Source organism: Streptomyces sp. NBC_01476 (genome assembly GCF_036227265.1).
Classification (GTDB): domain Bacteria; phylum Actinomycetota; class Actinomycetes; order Streptomycetales; family Streptomycetaceae; genus Actinacidiphila.
Genome location: NZ_CP109446.1, coordinates 7329798 through 7353261 on the forward strand (window position 1 = coordinate 7329798; position 23464 = coordinate 7353261).

The following is a 23464-nucleotide window of genomic DNA, read 5'->3' on the forward strand; positions in this document are numbered from 1 at the left end:
TCCGGGCCGGGCGGGCGGGTCAACTACCCGCGGGCGTACGGCGCTTGCGGCGCCGCCTGACGAGTACGGCCCCGCCGCCGGCGACCACGACGGCGGCCGCGGCGATCCCGGCGACGCGCAGCCCGTCACCCGATGACGTGTGCAGGGTGGTGGCGACCGGGGTGGTGGAGGGGGCGGGCGTGCCGGAAGCCGGGCCGCCGCTCGGGGCCGGCGGTGCGGCGGCGCTGCTCGGCGCGGGCGGGGGAGTGGTGGTGGGCGGCGTGGTGACGGGGGCCGCCGGGGCCGTGGTGGCGGCCTTCGTCGTCGTTTTCACCGGCGGCTTGGTGGCCGACGCCGCCGGCTTCTGCTGCCGGGGCACAGCGAAGGTGACAGGCGTGAAGGTCTCGTTCCGCGGACTGACCACACCGTGCGCGCCTATGGTGATCACGCCGCACTGCTCGCGTGTGCAGTCGACCTGCCGGGTCTTTCCCCCGGTGCCGGTGGCGGAGAACTTCGCCCCGGGGACGACGAGGGTGGTGTGCCAGCTGCCGTCGGCTCCGATCACACCCCCGTTGGCCTCGGCCAGGGTGCTGCCGTCGATGAAGGACACGAACTTCTGGAACCCGTTGTTCTTCTTGGTCTGCGCGTCCGGCACATACACGTAGTCGGTGCCGCTGGCCCCGCCCTGGCTGGGCCGCCACTTCCCGTCGACGGTCCCGAAGAGCACGTAGATGCCGCCGAAGCCGCCCTTGACGGACTGGAATCCGGTGCCGGAGACGCTGAGCGTGGTGGCGTAGTCGGGGTCCGCCGTCGCCGGACCGACCACCACCCGGGCGCCCGCGGCCAGCGCGGGCTGTGCCACCCCGAGGCCGGCGGCGACCGCGGCCACCACCGTGGCGGTCGCCGCCGGCCACCGCCACCGTATGCGGTCGTGCGTGCGATTCATGGCATGTCCTTACTGTTCAGGGGTGTTCACGAGCTGTTCCGAGGTGTCCGTGGGTGCGTCTCCCGACCGCTGGGCGGATGCCGCTCAGGGTTGTCGGTGCCGCGCGGTGCGCCCGGCGCGGCGCGGCACGACGATCAGGCCGCCGTGTGCGGGGTGCCGGATGACGTCCACGGCAAGGCCGTAGACCCGTTCCAGCAGGGCTTCGGTGAGGATGTCCGAGGGGGAGCCGGTGGCGACGAGCCGGCCGTCGGCGAGGACAGCGATCTCGTCGGCGTAGGCGGCGGCCAGCTGGATGTCGTGGAGAACCACCAGCACCGCCTTGCCGGTTGCCGCCTGCGCGGCGGCCAGCCGCATCAACTGCTCCTGGTGGCGCAGGTCGAGGGCCGCGGTGGGCTCGTCAAGCAGCAGGACACCGGCACGCTGGGCGAGGACCCGGGCGAAGGACGTGCCGGCCTGCTCACCGCCGGAGAGCGTGGGGTAGTGGCGGTCGGCGAGGCGCAGGAGGTCGGTGGCACCGATCGCCTCGGCGACGGCGGCCTCGTCCTCGTCCTCCCGTTCGGTGCCGGCCCAGGGGGCGCGGCCCATGGCCACGACCTCCGCCGCGGTGAACGGGAAGGAGAGCGTGGGCCGTTGGGGCAGCACCGCACGGCGCCTGGCGAGGTCCACCGGATGGGCGTGCCGGACATCGAGTCCGCCGAGCGTGATCACGCCTTCGCTCGGCGGCACGTCACCGGCCAGCAGGGACAGCAGCGTCGACTTCCCGGCCCCGTTGGGGCCGATGACGGCCAGCACGCGGCCGGCCACCAGCCGCAGGTCAACCCCGCGCAGCAGCCACCGCCCGCTGGTGCGCAATCCGATGCCGTCCGCGGTCAGTGCCGCCGAACCGGGCTCGGGCGCGGGCGGCAGCTGCGTACGGCCGCGCAGCAGCCGGACCAGCGCGCCGCCCGCCCGCCGCGGGGCCGTACCCGTGCCCGCGTTCGTGCCTGTGCCCGCGCCCGTCCCTGTGCCCGCGCCTGCGCCCGTGCCGGTCATGCCCATCCCCCCTGCCGGGATCTGGTCCGCCGCAGCAGCCAGAAGAAGAACGGCCCGCCGACGGACGCGGTGAGCATGCCGATCGGCAGGTCGGCGTAGGCCACCGCGGTACGGGCCACCAGGTCCGCGGCGGCCAGCAGCACCGCTCCGCCCAGCACGCACGCCGGGACGAGCACCCGGTGTCCCGGCCCGACCGTCATCCTGATCAGGTGCGGTACGACCAGGCCGACGAAGCCGATCACCCCGCTGAACGCGACCGCCGCGGCGACCATCACCGCGACCAGCACGATCGAGGTCAGCCGCAACCGCTCGACGTCCACACCGACATGGCGCGCGGCCCGGTCGCCGAGGGCGAGCAGGTCCAGCCGCCGGGCCAGCAGCAGCGCGCCCAGCACACCGACCGCGACGAACGGCGCCACGGTGCCGACGTAACCCCAGCGGCTGCCGTTGAGGCTGCCGAGCTGCCAGAAGACGATCTGGTCCCGGGCGGTCTGGTCACCGAAGTAGGTGCAGAAGGCCAGTCCGGCGCCGGTGACCGCGTTGACCGCGATCCCGGTGAGCACCAGCGTGACCACCTCGGTGCGGCCGGACGACCGGGACAGGAAGTAGACGAGCAGCGTCGCCGCCAGCCCGGTGACGAAAGCCGCGACAGGCACGGTGAACTCGCCGAACACCGAGAACCCGCCGACGATGACGACGGCCGCGCCGATCGCGGCGCCCGACGACACCCCGATGACCCCGGGGTCGGCCAGCGGATTGCCGAACACCCCCTGCATCAGCGCGCCCGCGCACGCCAGCCCGGCGCCCACCAGCAGGGACATCACCACCCGTGGCATCCGCACCTGCCACAGCGTCTCCTCGGCGAAGTGGTCGCGGACCGGATGCCCGAGGTGCAGCGGCCCGGACAGGCGGTGCAGTACGGAGGCGGCCACGTCCCCGAAGCCGATGCCGTACTGACCGAGCGCCGCCGAGGCGAGTGAGACCACCACGAGAGCGACGGTGAGGCCGGCGAAGAGCAGGGTGACCCGGGCCCGCCGGCTGCCGCCGGGGGCGGCCTGCGTACCGTCCGGGGCGGGCCGGGCGGGGCCGGTTCCCGATCCGTCCGGTGCCTTGACCAGGGCGCTCACCTGGCACCCGCCGGGACGGTGGCGGGGTCCTGGCCAGGCGCGTACAGCGCCCTGGCCAGCCCGTCGAGCACGGGCGCGGTCAATGGGCCGAAGGACAGCACCTGGTAGTCGCTCATGTCCACGATGCGGCGCTGTCTGCCGGCCGGTGTCTGGGCGACGCCCGGGAGCTTCAGCGCTCCGTCCACCCCGCCGACCGACTGCAGGCCCAGCGTCATCATGATGATGACGTCGGGTCTGGTCTTCGCCAGCGCCTCCGCGTTGAGCGGGCTGAAGCCCTTGATCCCGGCCCGGGTCGCCACGTCCACCCCGCCGACCGCGTCGATCAGCGAGTCGGCGCCGGAGCCCTGGCCGAAGATGTAGTACACACCGGCCTGGCCGCGGACGTAGAGGAACTCCACGCGGAGCCGCCGCGCGGGCTCGGCCGGGACCACCTTCGCGATCTGCGCTTTCTCGGCCGCGATCTGGGTGTCCAGCCGGTCGCCGAGCAGCTTGCCCTCGGCCCGTACGCCGAGGGCCGCGGCCACCTGGTCCACCAGGGGCCGCACGGTGGCGATCCCGCGCTTGGCGTCGACGACGACCACCGGGATGCCGGCCGACCGCATCTGCAGGACCACGTCCCAGGGGCCGAGCGTGCTGTCGGTGATGAGCACGGTGGGGTGCAGTTTGAGGATGGCCTCGGCGTTGAGCTGATGCGTGCTGCCGGTGACCACGGGCAGCTTCGCCGCCTCCGGGAATCCGGTGGACTGGTCGCGGCCCACCAACTCGCCGCCCAGGCCCAGTCCGTAGACCGTTGCCGACAGCGTGCCGTACAGGTCGAGGGCGAGGATGCGGTCGACGCTGCGGACGGTCACCTTGGTGCCCTGGTTGTCGGTGACGGAGGCCGGCAGCACCGGATGCGGGGCCGTGGTGACCGGGGTGATGTCGGCGTCGGCCACCGTCGCCGTCGTGGGCCCTTGGTACGTCCTCGGATCGGCCAGCGGCTTCAGCTGCGACCACGGAAGGACCGGATTGCGCGTCGCGGTGACCGAGCCGCCCGCCGCGGTCGGCGCGGAGCCTCCGCCGCCGCAGGCGGTGGCCGCGGCGGCGAGCACCAGGGCCGCGGTGACGGCGGCGACGCGGCGCGGAGGCGGCCGCAGCCGCCACTTTCGGATGATGCCAGGCCGAACCGCGCCCATGATGCCCCCACACTCCCCGGCCGTGCCGGACCGACGCTCCCCTGACGGCCCACAGCAAGATCGCTGAATTGAACTTAGGTAAGGCTAGCCTTACTTTCTCTGAATGCAAACCCCTGCCGCACATTTCGCAGCCGGCCGGTGGGGTCTTGCCCGGGCGCGCTGCCTGCGGGGACGTGCCGAAGGGAGCGCGGCGGGGCCGTGCTCCGGGGCCGACCGCACCCGGTGTTCGGAGACCCGGTCGCGGACGCGGAACGGCAACTCGGCTTCCCCGCAAGAGAGTTCGGCGGCGCTGCGGCAGGCGGCGGGAAAGCGCCCCGCGGGTGACTTCCCGCACCGACCCGAAGGCGGCGCGGGCGCGCCCGGTGGCTTTCGTTCAGTCCAGCGGCGGCTGGTCGAACGCGGAGATCAGGGCACCGACGTCGCGGCGCCGGGAGGTGGCCGGCCATACCGCCCAGGTGCGGCGCACCAGCGGGTGGCCGGTGAGCGGCGACCACACCACGCTGTCGGGGATGGACTGCGACCAGTGCGGGGGTGCCAGCGCGAAGGCCTGCCCCGCGCTGACGGCCGCGAGCTTCACCTCGGCGATCAGCGCCTGCCCTTCGGGCGCGTCGGGGCCGAGATCCAGACCGTGGCTGCGCAGGATCGCCGTCAGCTCGTCGTACCAGGCGGGGCTGCCCGCGCGGGGGAAGCCCAGCCACTCCAGACCGGCGAGCGCGTCCAGCGCGATGCCCTCGGGGCCCACGAGTTCCGCCGCCCGCTCCCTGGCCAGCAGGACGCCCAGCGCCTCCCTGACCACCAGCAGCGCGTCGAAGTCCTGCCCGGGCGGACGCTCCCGCAGCAGTCCCACATCGAGTTCGCCCTGCTGGAGCGCGGCCAGCTGGCTGGAGGTCGACAAGTGGCGCGCCTGCACCCGGGTGCCGGGGTCGGCCTCGGCCAGGCGGGCCAGCGCGGTGGTGAGCACCTCGGTGGGCAGCTCCAGCGGGATGCCGAGCCGCAGCACCCCGCCGCCCGCCGCCGCGTGACGGGCCATGGCGCGTACCGCCTGGTCGTGGCGGGCGACCAGGGCACGGGCCTCGCCGAGCAGTGTCGCCCCGGCGTCCGTCGGCCGTACGCCGGTGCTGCTGCGGACCAGGAGCTTCACGCCGAGCTGGCGCTCCAGCCCGCCGACGGTCTGGGAGAGCGCCGGCTGGCTGATGTGCAGGCGGCGGGCGGCGGCGGACAGCCCGCCCTCTTCGACCACCGCGATGAACGCCCGCATCTCCCGCATCTCCATGACCCCATCGCACCACGCCGCAGGCCCCGGGGCCACGCACTGCCAGAGGATCCGCTTATGGCGCCCCTCGGCCCGCTGTCTTGCCGGGGCCTTGGGGTTCAGGGCATCGGAGAGTTCCCTGGTGAGAGAGCACCACCCGATCGTTTCGAGGAGTCCTTCACATGAACACCCAGCCCGCGTACTTCACCGCGTTCGAGAACCTGGCGATGGAGCGGACGCCCTCCGGAGTCCTCACGGTGCGTTTCCACACCGGCGACGGCCCGGCGACCTTCACCGGCCGGCTGCACACCGACTTCCCCCGCGCCCTGTACGAGATCGGTGAGGACCGCGGCAACCGCGTGCTGGTCCTGACCGGAACCGGCGACCGGTTCATGACGGACATCGACGGCGCCAGCCTCGGCGACATCACCAGGCCCGCTGAGTGGGACCGCACCATTTCCGAAGGCCGCCGCGTCATGCAGCGCCTGGCCGACCTGGAGATGCCGATCGTGGCCGCCGTGAACGGGCCGGCCACCATCCACAGCGAGTATGCCCTGATCTCCGACATCGTCATCGTCTCCGACACCACCGTCTTCTCCGACTTCCCCCACCTGACTTTCGGGATCGTCCCCGGCGACGGCATCCACATCGTGTGGGAGGAGGCCCTCGGCCTCAACCGGGCCCGCTACCTGACCATGACCCACGGTTCCTTCACCGCCGAGCAGGCCGAACGCTGGGGCGCCGTGGCCGAGGTCGTCGCCCAGGACAAGGTCCTCCTGCGCGCCCGCGAACTCGCCGAGACGCTGGCCGCGAAGCCGCAACTGCTCACCCGCTACCTCGCGGTGACACTCCGTCAGCGCATCAGCCGGCGGATCGCCGAGGGCACCCAGCTCGGCATGGCCCTGGAGGGCCTCACCGCCGCGGACCTCGCCCACCAGGGCTGACCCGATTCCCGCGGTGCGGGACGCGGGGACCGCCGGCGGGGCGGCGGACCGCGCCCGGCCGGCCCGTCTCAGTCGTGCGGGACGATGGCGACCGGGCAGACGGCGTGATGAAGGGCCGCGTGGGTGACCGGGCCGATGCGGATGACGGCGGGGGCGGGCCGCCTGCGGCGGCCGACGACCAGCAGGACCGTGCCGTCGGCCGCCTCGATCAGGCGCTGCGCCACCGGTCCGTCGACGACGGTCTCCTTCACCTCGACGCCGGGGAAGCGGGCACGCCACGGCGCGAGCATCGCGGCCAGCCCCTCCACCTGCTCGATCCGCAGCTCGCGCGCCAGCTGGGGTCCTGGCGGCGGCGCGGCGTAGCCGTACTCCCGGTGCCGGTCCCAGACGTGGAGGGCGCGCACGGTGGCGCCCCGGGCCGCCGCGGACGCGAAGGCGAAGGCGAGCGGCGGGTCGTCGGGGCGGCCCAGGTCGAGACCGACGACGACCTCCCTGCGGCCCGTTTCCCGCGCCGCGCCCTCCGCGCGGACCGCCACCACCGGCCGCTCGGAGCGCGCCGCCACATGCAGGCCCACCGAGCCCTGGAAGAATCCGTACATCTCGCCGAGGCCCCGCGAGCCGAGCACCACCATCTCCGCGGTGGCCGCCGCCTCGACCAGGACGTTCATCGGCGTGCCGGCGACCTGCCGCACGGTGATGTCCAGCCCCTGGTGACGTTCGGCGAGCTCTTTGCCGGCCTCCCGCACCTGGTTCTCCTCCCAGAAGCGCAGCCCCTCCGGTGCCGGTGAGAACTGCACATTGCTGATCGGCGCCTGCCAGACATTGAGCAGCTCGACCGGCAGGTGCCGCAGCGCCGCCTCCTCACCGGCCCACCGCGCGGCCGCAAAGCTCTCAGCGGAGCCGTCCACTCCGACCAGCACGGGGTTCGCCATCTTCGGTACCTCCTGAGACGTTGATTTCACCCATTCGTTGGGAAAGCGACCTATTAGAGCCGATTATCCCAGGTCATCCCTGGGGACGGCCAGGGCCGGTCAGTCCATGGCAGGTGCCGTTGGGCCCTGCCGTGATGCCGCCGGCCGGTCGTACGGCGATACGGCACACGGCCCCGACAGAGGGACCGGTCGGCCCTGGCGGGCGTCGGGACCCGGGCGCAGGCTGGACAGAGAGGGACGGAACCGGCGTCCGGGTGACTGCCGCCGCACGTGCAGAAGTGGCCCCGCGGAGCGGACCACGAAGAACACCACGTCCCAGAAGAACACGAGGAGTTGGCACCATGAAAGCACTCGTCTTCGACGGTCCGGGCCGATCCGCCTGGCAGGACGCCCCCGACCCCGGCATCAAGGACCCCGCGGACGCGATCATCCGCGTCGAGGCGGTCACCATCTGCGGCACCGACCTGCACATCCTCAAAGGGGACGTGCCCGAGGTGCGGCCCGGCACGATCCTCGGCCACGAGGCCGTCGGCGAGGTCATCGAAACCGGCAGCGAGGTCCACGACTTCCAGCCGGGCGACCGGGTGCTGGTCTCCTGCATCAGCGCGTGCGGCCGGTGCCGCTTCTGCCGGGAAGGCGCCTACGGACAGTGCCGTGGCGGTGGCGGCTGGATCCTCGGCCACACCATCGACGGAACACAGGCCGAGTACGTGCGCGTACCCTTCGCCGACCTGTCACTCCATGCGCTGCCGGCCTCGGTGAACGCCAAGGACGCGGTGCTGCTCGCCGACATCTTCCCCACCGCCTACGAAGTGGGCGTACTCAACGGTGAGGTACGGCCCGGGGACACGGTGGCCGTGGTCGGGGCAGGTCCGGTCGGACTGGCCGCGATCGCCACCGCGAAGCTGTACTCGCCGGAGCGGATCATCGCCGTCGACCTCTCGCCCACCCGGCTGGACGCCGCGAAAGAGCTCGGCGCGGACGCCGTCGCCACGGTCGAGGAGAGCGCGCAACTGGTCGCCGACCTCACCGGCGGGCTGGGCGCGGACGTCACCATCGAGGCGGTCGGGGTGCCGGAGAGCTTCGAGCTGTGCACCCGCATGGTGCGCCCCGGCGGCCACCTCGCCAACGTCGGCGTGCACGGCGCGCCGGTCACCTTGCACCTGGAAGACCTGTGGGCGAAGAACGTCACCATCCGCACCGGACTGGTCGACACCTCCTCCACCCCGACCCTGCTGCGGATGCTCATCGACGGCAGGCTCCCCGCGTCCTCCCTGGTCACCCACACCTTCGAACTCGACCGGATGGACGAGGCGTACGACATCTTCGCCCGGGCGGCCGACACCGGCGCGCTCAAGGTCGTACTCGGCGAACCGGCGCACGACACCGTGAGCGTCCGGGACGAGACGATCCCCGGCGCCGAAAGGCCCGACGAGAGGTAGCCCCCGTGACTCAGGCTTCGAGCGCATCCGCGCAGGGCGACGTCGGACGGCGGCTGGCGCAACGGCGCGAGCAGCTCTCGCTGACCCGGACGCAGGCCGCAGAACGGGCCGGTGTCGACCCGGGCTACCTGGAGTACGTGGAGGAGCAGCCGGGAGCCTCGCCCGGGGCTGAGTTCCTGCTGCGTATGGCCGACGCCCTCGACACGACGCTGTCGCATCTGCGGGGCGGCGACACCGGGCTGCCCCCCGGCACCGGCCGGGCCGCCCGGAACCCGCGCTTCACCGAACTGGACGCGGCCGAGTGCCGTGCGCTGATGGCGGACCACGGTGTCGGCAGGATCGGGGTCCGTACGCCGGAGGGTCCGGCGATCGTGCCGGTCAACTACGACGTGGTGGACGGCGCGGTCGTCTTCAGGACGGCGCCCGGCAGCGCCCCGTCGCTGGCGGCGGGGCACGAGACCGCCTTCGAGGTCGACCGGATCGACGATGCGCTGAGCCGGGGCTGGAGCGTTCTCGTCACCGGCCCAGCCGCCCGGGTCACCGACCCCGAGACCGTACGGCACCTGACGGCCCGGGCGTACACGACCCCCTGGGCCGGGGGAGAGCGTGACGAGTGGATACGGCTCGAACCGGCACGTGTCAGCGGGCGCCGCATCACCACCCGCTGACCGGGCCCGCAGGCCGCGTACGGAAGCCGGATACGGAAGCCGCATACGAAGGCCGCATACGAAGGAACGGGAAAGAAAGCCACTGGAAGGCGAGACACCATGAGGCAGCACCGGAACGTGAGCGACCTGATGACGACGTCGGTCGTCCGGGTCCGCCCGGAGACGGGATACAAGGACATCGCCGGCATTCTGAGCGATTACGACATCAGCGCGGTCCCTGTCGTCGACGCGGACGACCGGCCGCTCGGCGTGGTCTCCGAGGCCGACCTGATGCGCAAGGAGTCCGCACACCCCGACCCCGAGGGACTGCTCGCCGCCGCACGGCCCTCGGAGCGCACCCGCGCACGGGCCACCGCCACCGACGCCGCCGGGCTGATGACCAGCCCCGCGGTCGTCGCGCACCCCGACTGGACGGTTGTCGAGGCGGCCCGCGTGATGGAGGAACACCACGTCAAGCGGCTCCCGGTGGTGGACGGAATCGGCACCCTGGTCGGCATCGTCAGCCGGGCGGACCTGCTGCGGCTCTTCCTCCGCAAGGACCACGCGATCCGCGAGGAGATCGCCGGCGATGTGCTGGACCGTACGCTGCGGATATCGCCCACCGAGGTCGATGTCGAGGTCGCCGACGGCCGGGTGACCCTGCACGGCACGGTCGAACGCCGCAGCCTGATCCCGATGGCGAAACGGCTCTGCGAGGGGGTCGACGGTGTCGTGGATGTCACCGAGGACCTGGACTACCGCACCGCCGACGCGGCGCCCTCCCCCGAGCGGGCCGCCCGCCGGTAGCCGCTCACCCCATGACCGCGCCGGCCCGCAGCCGCGGGCGCCGGCCAGGACCGAGCACCGAAGAGGTGATGGGCATGACAGGGCCACGTGTTCTTGTCGCGTACGCGTCGAAGAACGGGTCCACGGCACAGATCGCCCAGTGGATCGGCGAGTCTCTCGCAGGTCAGGACATCCAGGCCGATGTACGCCCGGCCGCCGAGGTCGGCGACCTCGGCGGATACGACGCCGTGATCCTCGGCTCGGGCCTGTACGCCGGCCGCTGGCTGCGTGACGCGATCCGGTTCACCCGCCGCCACCGCAAGGCCCTGCTGGAGATGCCGGTCTGGCTGTTCAGCAGCGGTCCGCTCGATGCCTCCGCGGCCGAGCGCACCGTTTCCCCCGTCCGGACCGCCACGAGGGCCGCAGAACGGGTGGACGCCGCCGATCACATGACCTTCGGCGGCCGGCTGACCGACGGCGCCCACGGCTTCGTCGCCCGGCAGATCCTCGCCAAGAACAAGGGCGGCGACTTCCGCGACCGCGAGCAGATCCGTACCTGGGCGCTGAAAGTGGGCGACGACGTCGCCGCGGGCCGGCACGAGCTGATCTGAGCCGCACCCGGGCGCCGGCCGGCCGGAACCGGCGGCACGGCGCCCGGGAGCACGGCGCCCGGGAGCACCACGCCGAACAGGAGGGAACCATGACCGACTCCCCGCGTACCGTCGGCGACGTCATGACACACGGCGCCGTCGCAGTGGGCCGCGACGCCGGCTTCGAGGAGATCGTCGGGACGATGCTGCGCTGGCGCGTCGGCTCCCTTCCCGTACTGACGGGCGACGGCCGGGTCGTCGGCGTGGTCGCCGAGGACGACCTGCTGACCGAGGAGGAGCTGGGCGGCGGTGACCCGGGCGGGAACGGCCCGCTCCGCGGCGCGCCGGCTCCCGCCAGGACCGCGGCCACCGCGGAACAGCTGATGACCGCCCCTGCGGTGTGCGTGCACGCCGGGACGACGCTCGCCGAGGCGGCCCGGGCGATGGCCCGGCGCCGGATCAGGCGGCTGCCGGTGACCGACGCCGAAGGAATCCTGCGGGGCAGCGTCAGCCGCCGTGACCTGCTGAAGGTCTTCCTGCCCGCGGACGGACCCCCGGTGCCGGAGAACGGACCCCCGGTGCCGGAGAACGGACCCCCGGTGCCGGAGAACGGACAGCCGGGCGTCACGGGCCGTGGCGGCCCGCCGGGCGGGGGAGCGGACGCAGGCGGGTCAGCCGGCCGCGGGGGCCGTTCGACCCGTGGTGGCGGGGGCGGCGGAGGACGACCGTGAGAGCAGAGCCCGCGGTGGCGGACATCGTGGGACGACGCCTGGAGGCGAGACGCGATGACACGGTATGCGGTGGTCGGGTTCGACGGTTCGGGAGCGAGCGTCGCAGCCGTGCGGTGGGCAGCCGCCGAAGCGGTGACGCGGGAGCTGGCGCTGCGGATCGTCACCGTGGTGCCCGCGGTGCCGCTCGGGACGGCGAGCGTCCCCAGCGGGAAGCGCCGGCACGTCACGGAGATCACGCTCGACGGCGTCGTACGGGACCACCCCGGCCTTGACGTGGTGACGCGGGAGATCCCCGGGGAGCCCGCGCAGGTGCTGAACGAGATCGGGCACGGCGCCGAGGTGCTGGTGCTGGGAACGCGGGGCGCGGGCGGGTTCGCCGGGCTGCGGGTGGGGGCGGTGGCGCTGGGCGTGGCGAGCGGCGCTCCCTGCTCCGTGGTGCTCGTTCCCGTGCCGGTCCTCGCCGCGGCGCGGGTGCCCGAGGTGGTGGTCGGCGTCGATGCCAGGAACCCCGACGGAAAGGCCCTGGGCGCGGCCTTCGACGCGGCCCGGCTGCGGGAGGTGCGGCTGCGCGCGATGCACGCCTGGCACCTGCCGCCCGCCTACGAGGACGCCCTGCTGACCGCGGTCGAGGAGGACCGGGCGGAGTGGGAGGACGCGGAGGCGCTGCTGCTGGACGACGCACTGCGCGGCTGGCGGGAGAAGTACCCCGGGGTCGCCGTCCTGCCCGATGTCCGTCTGCTCGGTCCGGCCGACGCGCTGGTACGCGCTTCCGCCGACGCCGGACTCCTGGTCGTCGGCCGCGGACCACGGCACAGCTCGGGACTCGGCTCGGTCGCCCACGCCGTAGCCCACCACAGCGCGTGCCCGCTGCTGCTGGCCCCGCGGCACTGACGGCCGGCCCTCGCACAGGAGGTCCGCCCCGATTCGGGGCGGACCTCCTGTTGCCGGACGCGCACCCCGGCGTCACAGGCGGGAGCCGACGTAGCCGGTCAGATCGAGCAGCCGGTTGCTGTAACCCCACTCGTTGTCGTACCAGCCGAAGACCTTGACCAGCCGGCCGTGCACCTGGGTCAGCGGGGCGTCGAAGACACACGACGCCGGATCGCCGATCACGTCGCGCGAGACGATCGGCGCGGTGCTCACCCGCAGGATGCCGGCCAGCTCGCCCCCGGCGGCCGCCGCGAAGGCGGCGTTCACCTCGTCGACTGTGGTCTCCCGGTCCAGCAGGACCGTCAGATCGGTGAGGGAGCCGTCCTCGACCGGTACCCGTACGGCGATGCCGTCCAGCGTTCCGGCGAGCTCCGGCAGCACCAGGCCGACGGCGCGGGCCGCGCCGGTGCTGGTGGGGATGATGCTCAGCGCGGCCGACCGGGCGCGGCGCAGGTCCTTGTGCGGGCCGTCCAGCAGGGACTGGTCGTTGGTGTAGCCGTGGACGGTCGTCATCAGGCCGCTTTCGATCCCGAAGCTGTCCTGCAGGACCTTGACCATCGGGGCCACACAGTTCGTCGTGCACGACGCGTTGGAGACGATGTCGTGCCGGGCCGGGTCGTACTCCGTGTGATTGACGCCCATCACCAGCGTGGCGTCCACATCCTTGCCCGGCGCGGAGAGCAGCACCTTGGCGGCGCCTGCCTTGAGGTGCGCGGCGGCCTGGTCGCGGGTACGCAGCCGGCCGGTGGATTCGATGACGATGTCGACACCGTGGTCGGACCAGGACAGGGCGGCGGGGTCGCGGTGGGCGGTCACCGCGACGCGGTGACCGGCCACGGTGAAGCCGTGGTCGTCGTGGGTGACGGGCGCCTGGAGCCGGCCGTAGGTGGAGTCGTACTCCAGCAGGTGGGCGAGGGTCGCGACCGGGGCGATGTCGTTGACGGCGACCACCTCGACCCCGGGCGCGTTCCCTGAGGTCTCACGGGCCAGGAGCGCACGCAGGTAGCCGCGCCCGATCCGGCCGAAGCCGTTGATGCCTGCACGAACAGTCATGTCTGTCGCTTCCTTTCGCCGGAGGACCGGCGGTCGGGATGAGGGATCTGACAGGGATCAGGGCGCCGCCGCGTGCGGGGCGCCCTGTGGTGTGGCCCCGGGGGTGGTCACTGGAGCCAGGGGGTGGTGCGGATGAGGGGGAGGCGGGCCCAGGTGCGGGCGAGGCCCCAGGTGGTGCCGGCGGCGGTGAGGGCGAAGGCGATCATCGCGAGGGCGTAGAGGAAGTGGTAGTCGACCAGGGGGTTGGAGGAGCCGCTGGGGTCGCCGTTGGTGAGGTGCTGGGCGGGGGGCCATTCGGCGGCCCACATCATGGCCATGAGGATGGTGCCGCCGATGGCGGTGATGCGCAGGGCGATGCCGGTGGTGAGGGCGATGCCGAGGCCGAGGAGGGCGAGCATGAAGGTCCAGTCGGTCCAGGTCTGGCCGGCGATGGTGTGGAAGAAGGACTGGAGGGGGCCGGCGGAGACGTTGGAGAGGAAGCCCTTGGTGGGGGAGCCGCCGTCGGTCCAGCCTTTGCCGGTGGCGGTGGCGTAGTGCCAGCCGAAGAGCTTGTCGAGGAAGGCCCACAGGAAGATGAAGCCGGTGGCGATGCGGAGGACGGCGAGGGACCTGGCGGCTGCGGTGGCGTGGGTGGTGGCGGCTGTGGTGCTGGCGGTGTCGGTGTCGGTGTCGGTGTCGGGGGTGGTGGGGGTCTTGGTGCGGATGGGGAGGTGGAATCCGGTGTGGAGGCGGATGTGGTTGTGGAGGGTCATGGTGGCTCCCTGGTCGGTGGGGTGGTGTCCGGCTACGGGATGACTGTCCCGTGGTGGGGGGTGGTGGCGCTGGAGGCCCAGGGCCCGTGTCCGAGGGCCGAACGGCCCGGCTGGAGGGTCCCGGACAGCTCTGCCCGGGAGACCGCGTACCGCCGGATCGTGGGAGGCGGAAGATCGCGGAAGGGGACCCACCATGACGCAGACCCACGTCCAGGAGACCGGGGTACACGCCCTGCTCACCGACGGCACGACCGTACGCATCCGGCCGGTGCGGGCCGGGGACACCGGCAGCGTCCTGAGACTGTACGAGGAGACGTCCGCCGAGCCCCCGCAGTCGCGCCTGTCGCAGGCGAACCGCGCCGCCGGGATACGGGCCGCCGAGCGGCTCTTCGGCCGGACCGCTCCCGCGCACCAGGCCCTGGTGGCCCTGCACGGTGAGCGGCTGGTCGGCGTGGCCGAGTACGACACCGCCGGGACCCCGGACACCGCCGAGCTCTCCCTCGCCGTGACCGGCGGCTTCCGGCACCGCGGGGTCGGCACCCTGCTGCTGGAGCACCTCGCCGACGCGGCCCGCACCGCGGGCATACGCGCCTTCGCCGGCGGCATCCTCACCACCGACCAGCACCTGCGGCAGCTGATCACCGACCTCGGCATGGCGGTCGAACAGAAGCAGGAGGACGGCGAGGTGCGCTGCACCATCGCGCTCACCGAGGGCGAGCCCTACCTGTCGGCCGTCGACCGCCGCACCGGCACCGCCGACCGCGCCAGCCTGCGTCCCCTGCTGCGCCCGCGGTCGGTCGCCGTCATCAGCGCCGCGACCTCACCGACGTCGGTGGGCCACACCGTCCTGCGGAAGATCCACGACGGGGGCTTCACCGGGCAGGTGTACGCGGTCAATCCGCACGTCCAGGCGATCCTCGGCGCGCTCTGCCACCCGTCGATCACGGACCTGCCCCATCCGCCGGACCTGGCGGTCCTCGCCGTGCCCGCGGCCCTCGTGCCCGAGACCGCAGAACAGTGCGGTGCGGCCGGCGTCGGGGCGCTGGTGGTCCTGTCCGCGGGACTCGACACCGTCCAGGCCGTCAGGCTGAAGAGCGCCTGCCGGCACTACGGCATGCGCATGGTCGGCCCCGACTGCCTCGGGATCGCCGTGACGGACGAGGCCGTACGGCTGGACGCCACATTCGCGCCGCACCGGCCGCTCCCGGGCACCGCGGGGGTCGCCGTGCAGTCCGGCGGTGTCGGCACCGCGCTGCTCGGCGCGCTGACCCGGCTCGGCATCGGCGTCTCCGACTTCGTGTCACTCGGGGACAAACACGATGTCAGCGGCAACGACCTCCTGCACTGGTGGGAGCGCGACGGCCGCACCACGATGGCGCTGCTCCACCTGGAGTCCTTCGGCAACCCGCGGGCCTTCGCCCGGACCGCACGGCGGGTCGCCCGGCGGATCCCGGTGCTGACCGTCGACGCCGGCCGGTCCGCCGTCACGGGGTCCACGGGCTCCGCGGGCTCTGCCGTGTCCCCCGGCTCCGCCGCGACTCCCACGATGAGCCGGCAGGCGCTGTTCACCCAGGCAGGCATCATCGCCACCGGCACGATCGGCGAACTCGTCGACACCGCCGCCCTGTTGCACGCCCAGCCGCTGCCCGCCGGCGCCCGCGTCGCCATCGTCTCGAACGCCGGCGGTGCGGCGGCGCTGGCCGCAGGCGCCTGCGGGGAAGCGGGACTGACCGTCCCGGATCTGCCGCGTGAACTGGTCGCCGAACTGCTGGACATCCTGCCGCCCGGCTCCGTGCCGGACAATCCGGTGGACGCGACTGCCGCGGTGGGGGAGAGGGCGCTGAGCGACTGCGTGGACCGGCTCAGCGCCCACGGGGCGGTGGACGCGGTGATCGTCGTCCTCGCGCCCACCGCCCTGGCCGCGGCCACCGGCGACAATCCGCTGCAGGCGCTGATCAACACCGATCCGGACCGCCGGCCGCGCACCGTCGCCGCCGTACTCCTCGACCAGGCCGAACAGGTCCGCCTGCTGCACGGCAGGCAGGGCAGTACGGTCCCGGCCTACGCCGACCCCCGCTCCGCCGCACAGGCCCTCGCGCACGCCGCGGGCCGGGCCCACTGGCTGGCACGGCCCGCGGGTGCCCCGGCCGACACGGCGGACGCCGACCCGGCCGGAGCCCGGGCAGTCGTCGAGCACTTTCTCGGCGAGCACCCGGCCGGCGGCTGGCTCGACCCGGTGCGCTGCACGGAACTGCTCGCCCACTACCGGATCCCCCAACTCCCCACCGCCTTCGCGGAGAACGAGAACCAGGCGGTCGAAGCGGCACACGACCTCACCGGCGGCGCCGGACGGGCGGCCCTCAAGGCGTACTGGCCGGGTCTGCGGCACAAGAGCGACCAGGGAGCCGTACTCCTCGACCTGGACGGAGACGACGCCGTCCGCGCCGCCTACCGCGACCTCGCCGCACGGTTCCGCGACGTCATGACAGGTGTGGTCGTCCAGCCGATGGCACCGCGCGGCACCGAACTCGTCGCCGGAGTCACGCAGGACGACGTCTTCGGGCCTCTGGTCCTGTTCGGTCTCGGCGGTGCGGCGACCGACCTGCTCGGCGACCGCGCCGCCCGCCTGGCTCCCCTCGACCGGGCGGATCTGCGGGACCTGATCACCTCACCGCGGTGTGCGCCGCTGCTCTTCGGCTACCAGGCCGGCGGGCCCGCCGACCTCTACGGCCTGGAACGCCTGCTGGCGCACCTGTCGGCCATGGCCTGCGATCTGCCGCAGCTCGCCGAGGTCGACCTGGATCCCGTCGTCGCACGTCACGACGGCGTGACGGCGGTGGACGTCCGCATCCGTGTACTGCCACGACAACCCCGTGACCCCTACCTCCGCCGCCTGCGCTGAGCAGCCGACCCGCACCCACAGGAGCGCACCATGAAGCACCGCAAGGTCGGAAACGTCATGACCAGCGACGTCGTCCGGGTCCGGGAGACGACTCCGTTCAAGAAGGTGGCGGCTCTCCTGGCGCAGCACCGCATCAGCGGAGTCCCCGTCGTGGACGACGACGAGAAAGTGGTCGGCGTCGTCTCCGCGTCCGACCTGATCGCCCGCCAGGCCCAGGACGGCGAGGGGAGCCCCCACCACCGGTGGCCGCCGGCCTTCCGCACCACCGCGCCGGGGACCGAGGCCCTGACCGCCGGCCGGCTCATGTCCGCGCCGCCGGTGACCGTGCACGCCGACGAGTCGATCGCCGCCTCGGCCCGCACCATGGCCGAGCACCGGGTCGAGCGGCTGCCGGTCCTCGACGAGGAGGAACGGCTGGTCGGCATCGTCACCAGGCGCGACGTACTGCAGGTGTTCCTCCGCCCCGACGCCGACATCCGTGAGGACGTCATCCGGGACGTCTTCGTCCGCACCCTGTGGCTCACCCCGCTCGAAGCCGGGGTGAAGGTCACCGACGGTGTGGTCACCCTGGAAGGCAGGCTGGAGCGGGAGAGCGATGTGGCCATCGCCGGGCACGCGACCGCCAGGATCGACGGTGTCGTCGCCGTCGACAACCGCCTCACCAGCCGCTTCGACGACTCCCACCTGCGGGCCGCCCAGTCGACGACGCACGGTGTCGCCGACAGGTGGCTCCACAGACTCTGAAGGATCCGAAGGAGGCCATCATGAGAACCGCCGCACCCACCAACCTCTTCGCCGGCCTGCCGGGGCCGGGCCGTGAACGCCTGCTCGACCTCGGTCAGGACGTGTCCTTCCCGGCGGGCACCAGGATCTTCGAGGAAGGGGAGAACGCTGACCGCTTCTGGATCGTCCGCACCGGCTCGGTGACCTTGGACGTACCCGTCCCCGGCCGCCGGCCGGCCGTGGTGGAGACGCTCGGCCCCGGTGACCTGCTCGGCTGCTCCTGGCTCTTCCCGCCGTACACCTGGCACCTGGGAGCCGAGGCGCAGAGCGACGTACGCGCCCTGCTGTTCGACGCCACCGTGGTGCGCGCGCTGGGCCACGCCGACCTGGAGTTCGGCGAGGCGCTGGCCCGCCGGGTCGCCGCGATCATCGCCCACCGTCTGCAGAGCGCCCGGATCCGGCTGCTGGACCTGTACGGACCGTCCGTCGCGGGGAAGCACTCGCCATGACCGGCGGTCCAGGACCGTCCGCGGCCTGACGCACGGGGGTCCGAGCGGTGGGACGGGCTGCCCAACGGTCCGTTCCACCCGTTCCACCCTGGTGCCGGGAGGCCCGCTGAGCGATGATCGGAGATCCAAGGCGGCATCGGGCCGGCAGACGACAGATGAAGGTCCGCACATGGACGAGACAAGGCGATTCTCGGCAGACTCCCCGATCCGGGTCTTCCTTGTCGACGACCACGAGGTCGTACGGCGGGGCGTCCACGACCTTCTGGACGCCGAACCCGACATCGAGGTCGTGGGCGAGGCCGAGTCCGCCGGTCACGCCCTGGCCCGCGGACCGGCGCTGCGGCCCGACGTCGCGGTCCTTGACGTACGCCTCCCCGACGGCAACGGCATCGCGGTCTGCCGTGAACTGCGCTCCGCCATGCCGGCGCTGGCCTGCCTGATGCTCACCTCGTTCGACGACGACGACGCGCTGCTCGACGCGATCATGGCCGGCGCGGCCGGCTACGTACTGAAGCAGATCAGGGGCTCCGACCTGGTCTCGGCGGTCCGTACCGTGGCCGCCGGCCAGTCGCTGCTCGACCCGGCCACCACCGCGCGCCTGATGAGCACCCTGCGTGCGGAGCGGCCCGGGGCCGATCCCGAGCAGGAGGCGCTGGCCGCGCTCTCTCCCCGCGAGCGCGAGATCCTCGGCCTGATCGGCGAGGGCCTCACCAACCGCCAGATCGGCAAGCAGCTCTTCCTCGCCGAGAAGACGGTCAAGAACAACGTCTCCCGGCTGCTGGCCAAACTCGGCGTGGAGCGGCGCGTCCAGGCCGCCGTCATAGCCACCAACAGCGGCAACCCGGACACCGGCAACCCCCGCCGCTGACGCGGCGGCCAGGACCCGGCGCCGGCGTTCCGCCGAACCGGTGCGATCGGTGGGCCGGTCGGCCGCACGGAAGGACCTTTGGCCCCTCCAGCGGCGTGCCCGAGGCGGCCAGGCTGAAATGGAGGAAGAGCGAACGAGGAGGTCGGGTCATGACCCGCATCATCATCGCCGGCCTGGACGGTTCCCCGGAAAGTCTCGCCGCGGCCGACTGGGCCGCCCGTGAGGCGCTGCGCCAGGGACTGCCGCTGCGTCTGATCCACGCCGGCACATGGGAGCGCGCCGGGTACACCGCTCATGTGCCACGTGCCGACCCTGACCCGCGGCGGGATCAGGAGGAGCGGATTCCGCGTGATGCCAGGGCCGGTCTGCACCGCCGCTACCCGGATCTCCATGTGGAGGCCGACCAGATCTCGCAGCAGCCGGCGACCGCGCTGCTCTCCGCGGCGGAAGAGGGCGGGCTGCTCGTCCTGGGTTCGCGGAGGCTGAGCCCCGTCGCCGGATTCCTGGTCGGCTCGGTGGCGCACACGGTCGTCGCCAACGCGGTGCGGCCGGTGGTTCTGGTGCGCGCAGGCCAGGCGGAAGCGGACGAGCATCTGCCGGACCTCACGGGAAGCCGGTCCACCCGCTCCCGGTACCGAGACGTGGTGCTGGGTCTTGACCTCGCCAGGCCCGACGAGACCGTGCTCCGGTTCGCTTTCGAAGCCGCCGCCGGCCGGGTGGCACCGCTGCGTGTCGTGCACGGCTGGAACCCTCCGGCCTCCGTGGGCTACTCCGCGTTGGCCATGGCGCCTGAGCTGACCGATGAGGTGAAGGCGGAGGAGGACGACGCCCTCGCGACCGCGCTGAGTCCCTGGCGGGAGAAGTATCCGGACGTCGCGGTCGTCGCCGAGGCCGTCATCGGCCCGCCCGCGCACCATCTGGTCGAGGCAGCCGCCAACGCCTCTCTGGTCGTTGTCGGCCGCCGCATGCGCGACGCGGGTACCGGCCCGTTCCTCGGCCCGGTCACCCACGCGCTGATGCACCGTTCTGCGGCGGCCGTCGCCGTCGTCCCGCACGACTGAGCCGGCGCGCTGCCCCGCGCGCGAGGGCTGGCCTGCCCGGTGACCGGCTTGCCCGCGCTTCTCAGGCGGAGGGGCGCTCGCGCCATGGCGGACGCCGGTGACGTCCCGTGCTGCCGCCGACCACGAACGTACGCCGGAAGACCGCACACGCCGTCAGCGCAGCAGCAGAGCTCCCGTGGTGAGCGGGAGGAGGGCGCCGCCGGCGATCCCGAGGGCGAGGGAGCCCGCGCCCGCGGTGTAGGCGGCCGCGGCGGCCCAGCGGCCCAGGACCGCTTGGGCGTCAGCGGCGAGGCCGTCGTCGGGGTCGGTCCGGAAGACCGGCCCGAGCCAGCGCAGGTAGTAGAAGAGGGACGCGACGGTGTTGACGACGGCGAGGACCGCGAGCCAGGTGCGGCCGCCGTCGACGGCGGCGCTGAAGACCTCGAGTTTGCCGAGGAAGACCCCCGTGGGCGGGGTCCCGACCAGGCCGAGGAGACAGATGACCAGGACGGCCGCGAGACCGGGGCGCCGGCGGCCCAGGCCGCGGTAGTCCTGCAGGGCCCGGGCGTGCGGCAGTTCGGTGACGACCGCGAAGACACCGAGGTTGGTGAGCGCGTAGGCCGCCAGATAGAAGAGCAGGCCCCGCTGGGCGAGGCCGCTCCGGGTGGCGACGGCCAGGGCCATCAGCAGATAGCCGGCCTGGCTGACGGTGGAGTAGGCGAGCAGCCGCTTGACGGAGGTCTGGAAGAACGCGGCGAGGTTGCCGAGGGTCATGGAGGCGGCGGCGAGAACGGCAAGCAGCAGCGGCCAGTTGACGTCGGTGCCGGACAGGGCCTGGTGGAGGAGACGGTACGCCGCGATCAGTCCGCCGGCCTTCGGCAGCGTGGTGACGTACCCGGCGACCGGGGCCGGCACGCCGTCGGTGACGTCGGGGACCCAGAAGTGCGCCGGCACGCCGCCGATCTTGAACAGCAGCCCGGCCAGGACGGCGACGAAACCGACGGCGACCAGGCCGTAGGAGGCGCCCGGCAGGGCCGTGCGCAGTCCTGCGTAGCCGGTGGCGTGGCCCGCCCCGTACAGTACCGCGGTCCCCGCCAGCATCACGGCGCCCAGTAAGGCGCCCACCAGGTAGTACTTCAGGGCCGCTTCGGTGCTCGCCGCGTCCTTGGCGAAGCCGGCCAGCGCGTAGGCCGGGATGCTCGCCAGCAGGTAGCCCGCGAAGGCCATCAGCAGGTCGTTGGCGCCGATCATGGCGAGTGTGCCCGCCGCGGAGAGCAGCAGCAGTACGTAGTACTCGGTCTCACGTTTGTGCCGGCGTACGGTCTCCACCGACATCATCAGCACCAGCAGGAGAGCGCCGAGCACCGTCAGGCGCCCCATTCCGGTGGCGGCGTCCACCGCGAAGGTGCCGCTGAACACCGTCTGCTGCCGGCCGGTGGCCATGGTCACCGCCGTGCAGACCAGCCCGGTCACGCAGGCCACCGCGGCCAGCACCCCGACCGCCCTCTGGCGGCGGCGGGGCAGCCACGCTCCGGCGACCAGGCCGATCACCGCCGCGGCCACCAGCGCGATCTCGGGGAGCAGGGCGGCCAGATTCTGGTTCACCGGGCGACCAGTCCCACCACGGTGCGGCTCGCGGGTTCGACGACATCCAGCAGGAAGCGGGGGAGCACCCCGATGACCAGGGCCAGGAACAGCAGCGGGACGATCGCGGACGACTCGGCGGCGGCCAGATCGCCGAAGCCGCCGGCACCGGTGGACGCCGGCAGCCGCTCGGGGCCGAGGAACATCTGGCGCAGAGCACGCAGGAACAGGGCCGCGGTGAGCAGGATTCCGGTCAGGGCGATGCCGGTGGCGGTGGCCTGGGAGGCGAGGCTGCCGGTGAAGATCTGGAACTCGGCGGTGAAGCCGGACAGGCCCGGGATGCCGAGGCTGCCGAAAGCGGCCACCGCGGTGAGGGCGGCGAACCGCGGTGAGGGCCCGGCGAGCCCCGAGTAGGCGCCGATGGCGTACGTGCCGCCGCGGTCGTGGAGCACACCGGAGAGCAGGAAGAGCGCCCCGGTGAGCAGCCCGTGACTGACCATCTGGGTGACCGCGCCGGTCACCGCCAGGGACCGGGCCTGGGTGTCGGTCCCCGCGAGCACCCCGGCGGCGCCGACGGCCAGGATCACATAACCCATGTGGTTGACGCTGGTGTAGGCGATCATGCGTTTGAAGTCCGTCTGCGCCAGGGCGACCAGGGCGCCGTAGACCACCGACACGGCTCCGACGACGATGAAGACCAGGGCGTAATGCCGCCAGCTGCCGGGCAGCATCGGCATCGCGATCCGCAGGAATCCGTAGGTGCCCATCTTCAGCAGCACCCCGGCGAGGACGGCGGAGCCGGTCGCGGGCGCTTCGCTGTGCGCCGGAGGCAGCCAGGTGTGGAACGGCACGGTCGGGGTCTTGACCGCGAGACCGACGCCGACCGCCAGCAGGACCAGGGCCGCGTAGGCGCCGCGGCCCGCCAGAGGAGCGGTACGGGTCAGCTCGACGATGTCGAAGGTGTGCGGCGAGGCGGCCAGGTACAGGCCGATGAAGCCCAGCAGCAGCGCCAGCGACCCGGTGAAGGTGCAGAGGAAGAACTTCAGCGCCGCCGCCCGCGCCGCCGCACCATTGCCCCAGCCCGCGATGACGAAGAACATGCCCGCGATCGCCAGGTCGAAGAAGACGAAGAACAAGATCAGGTCGAGCGCGACGAACAGCCCCACGCAGACCGTCTGCAGGAACAGGAACAGGCACACGTAGGCACGCACCCGGCGGGTCTCGCGCAGCGCGTAGACGGCGACGGCGAGGAACAGCACGCACGTCAGCGCCACCAGCGGCAGGGACAGTCCGTCCACCCCGACGTGGTAACCGACGCCGGCGCCGGGAATCCAGCGCGCCCGCTCCTGGTACTGCGTCCCGCCGCCGGTGTCGAAACCCGCCCACACCGCGACGACCAGCGCGAGGTCGGCCGCGGCGGCGCCCACCCAGGTCCACCGGTAGACCCGGTCGGGCAGGGCACGCAGCCCCAGCAGCACGGCGCAGACGAGCAGCGGCAGGAAGGTGATGACGGTCAGCAC

The 23464-nt window shown here is 73.0% G+C and carries 22 protein-coding genes; 12 read left to right on the top strand and 10 right to left on the bottom strand.

The genetic code is table 11. From position 1 onward, the window contains the following. Positions 1–19: 19 nt before the first annotated feature. The 5 genes from OG552_RS31900 to OG552_RS31920 form a co-directional block, all read right to left on the bottom strand. Complete coding sequence (locus tag OG552_RS31900) at positions 20–925, bottom strand: hypothetical protein (protein WP_329138872.1); 906 nt, start codon at positions 923–925, stop codon at positions 20–22. 84 nt (positions 926–1009) lie between these two features. Continuing rightward, on the bottom strand, positions 1010–1957 hold the full coding sequence (locus OG552_RS31905; RefSeq protein ID WP_329138874.1) for a heme ABC transporter ATP-binding protein: 948 nt from the start codon (positions 1955–1957) through the stop codon (positions 1010–1012). Further along, on the bottom strand, positions 1954–3084 hold the full coding sequence (locus OG552_RS31910) for a FecCD family ABC transporter permease (RefSeq protein WP_329138876.1): 1131 nt from the start codon (positions 3082–3084) through the stop codon (positions 1954–1956). The genes OG552_RS31905 and OG552_RS31910 overlap by 4 nt, the downstream gene beginning before the upstream one ends. Further along, positions 3081–4259 (bottom strand): heme/hemin ABC transporter substrate-binding protein, encoded by a 1179-nt coding sequence (locus OG552_RS31915; RefSeq protein ID WP_329138878.1) that lies wholly within the window; start codon positions 4257–4259, stop codon positions 3081–3083. The genes OG552_RS31910 and OG552_RS31915 overlap by 4 nt, the downstream gene beginning before the upstream one ends. A gap of 373 nt (positions 4260–4632) precedes the next feature. Then, positions 4633–5532 carry a LysR family transcriptional regulator gene (locus tag OG552_RS31920; RefSeq protein WP_329138880.1) on the bottom strand — a complete coding sequence of 300 codons (900 nt, stop codon included), beginning with the start codon at positions 5530–5532 and terminating at the stop codon, positions 4633–4635. 161 nt (positions 5533–5693) lie between these two features. Here OG552_RS31920 and OG552_RS31925 point away from each other — a divergent pair, with 161 nt between their 5' ends. After that, the gene (locus OG552_RS31925) at positions 5694–6455 is read left to right on the top strand and encodes an enoyl-CoA hydratase/isomerase family protein (RefSeq protein ID WP_329138881.1); all 762 of its coding nucleotides are present in this window, start codon (positions 5694–5696) and stop codon (positions 6453–6455) included. Positions 6456–6523: 68 nt separating this feature from the next. Here the strand turns inward: OG552_RS31925 and OG552_RS31930 are convergent, their stop codons facing one another. Beyond that, positions 6524–7387: a universal stress protein gene (locus OG552_RS31930; protein WP_329138883.1), complete on the bottom strand. Its 864-nt coding sequence runs from the start codon at positions 7385–7387 to the stop codon at positions 6524–6526. Between the two features lie 341 nt (positions 7388–7728). On the opposite strand from OG552_RS31930, the gene OG552_RS31935 reads away from it, so the two are divergent. The 6 genes from OG552_RS31935 (at position 7729) to OG552_RS31960 (ending at position 12474) form a co-directional block, all read left to right on the top strand. After that, positions 7729–8829, top strand: coding sequence for a zinc-dependent alcohol dehydrogenase family protein (locus OG552_RS31935; protein WP_329138885.1), 1101 nt, complete (start codon positions 7729–7731; stop codon positions 8827–8829). A 5-nt stretch (positions 8830–8834) separates the two neighbouring features. After that, on the top strand, positions 8835–9497 hold the full coding sequence (locus OG552_RS31940; RefSeq protein WP_329138887.1) for a helix-turn-helix domain-containing protein: 663 nt from the start codon (positions 8835–8837) through the stop codon (positions 9495–9497). Between the two features lie 99 nt (positions 9498–9596). Beyond that, positions 9597–10283 carry a CBS domain-containing protein gene (locus OG552_RS31945; protein WP_329138889.1) on the top strand — a complete coding sequence of 229 codons (687 nt, stop codon included), beginning with the start codon at positions 9597–9599 and terminating at the stop codon, positions 10281–10283. 74 nt (positions 10284–10357) lie between these two features. Then, positions 10358–10873, top strand: coding sequence for a flavodoxin domain-containing protein (locus tag OG552_RS31950; protein ID WP_329138891.1), 516 nt, complete (start codon positions 10358–10360; stop codon positions 10871–10873). Positions 10874–10962: 89 nt separating this feature from the next. Next, positions 10963–11583, top strand: a complete 621-nt coding sequence (locus tag OG552_RS31955; protein WP_329138893.1) for a CBS domain-containing protein — start codon at positions 10963–10965, stop codon at positions 11581–11583. A 54-nt stretch (positions 11584–11637) separates the two neighbouring features. After that, positions 11638–12474 carry a universal stress protein gene (locus OG552_RS31960; RefSeq protein ID WP_329138895.1) on the top strand — a complete coding sequence of 279 codons (837 nt, stop codon included), beginning with the start codon at positions 11638–11640 and terminating at the stop codon, positions 12472–12474. A 72-nt stretch (positions 12475–12546) separates the two neighbouring features. Here the strand turns inward: OG552_RS31960 and gap are convergent, their stop codons facing one another. Beyond that, positions 12547–13566, bottom strand: a complete 1020-nt coding sequence (gap, locus tag OG552_RS31965; RefSeq protein WP_329138897.1) for a type I glyceraldehyde-3-phosphate dehydrogenase — start codon at positions 13564–13566, stop codon at positions 12547–12549. A 107-nt stretch (positions 13567–13673) separates the two neighbouring features. Next, complete coding sequence (locus OG552_RS31970; protein WP_329138899.1) at positions 13674–14318, bottom strand: hypothetical protein; 645 nt, start codon at positions 14316–14318, stop codon at positions 13674–13676. 193 nt (positions 14319–14511) lie between these two features. On the opposite strand from OG552_RS31970, the gene OG552_RS31975 reads away from it, so the two are divergent. The 5 genes from OG552_RS31975 to OG552_RS31995 all read left to right on the top strand — a co-directional run bounded on the left by OG552_RS31975 (position 14512) and on the right by OG552_RS31995 (position 20381). After that, positions 14512–17220 carry a bifunctional acetate--CoA ligase family protein/GNAT family N-acetyltransferase gene (locus tag OG552_RS31975; RefSeq protein WP_329138901.1) on the top strand — a complete coding sequence of 903 codons (2709 nt, stop codon included), beginning with the start codon at positions 14512–14514 and terminating at the stop codon, positions 17218–17220. Positions 17221–17250: 30 nt separating this feature from the next. After that, positions 17251–17964: a CBS domain-containing protein gene (locus OG552_RS31980; RefSeq protein WP_329138903.1), complete on the top strand. Its 714-nt coding sequence runs from the start codon at positions 17251–17253 to the stop codon at positions 17962–17964. 20 nt (positions 17965–17984) lie between these two features. Then, on the top strand, positions 17985–18452 hold the full coding sequence (locus tag OG552_RS31985; RefSeq protein ID WP_329138905.1) for a Crp/Fnr family transcriptional regulator: 468 nt from the start codon (positions 17985–17987) through the stop codon (positions 18450–18452). A 169-nt stretch (positions 18453–18621) separates the two neighbouring features. Continuing rightward, positions 18622–19320, top strand: coding sequence for a response regulator transcription factor (locus OG552_RS31990; RefSeq protein ID WP_329138907.1), 699 nt, complete (start codon positions 18622–18624; stop codon positions 19318–19320). 149 nt (positions 19321–19469) lie between these two features. Next, positions 19470–20381, top strand: coding sequence for a universal stress protein (locus OG552_RS31995; RefSeq protein WP_329138909.1), 912 nt, complete (start codon positions 19470–19472; stop codon positions 20379–20381). Positions 20382–20534: 153 nt separating this feature from the next. Here the strand turns inward: OG552_RS31995 and OG552_RS32000 are convergent, their stop codons facing one another. Both OG552_RS32000 and OG552_RS32005 read right to left on the bottom strand, forming a co-directional pair. Continuing rightward, the gene (locus OG552_RS32000) at positions 20535–21965 is read right to left on the bottom strand and encodes an NADH-quinone oxidoreductase subunit N (RefSeq protein ID WP_329138911.1); all 1431 of its coding nucleotides are present in this window, start codon (positions 21963–21965) and stop codon (positions 20535–20537) included. Then, the gene (locus OG552_RS32005) at positions 21962–23464 is read right to left on the bottom strand and encodes a complex I subunit 4 family protein (protein WP_329138913.1); all 1503 of its coding nucleotides are present in this window, start codon (positions 23462–23464) and stop codon (positions 21962–21964) included. Before OG552_RS32005 ends, OG552_RS32000 begins: the two co-directional genes overlap by 4 nt.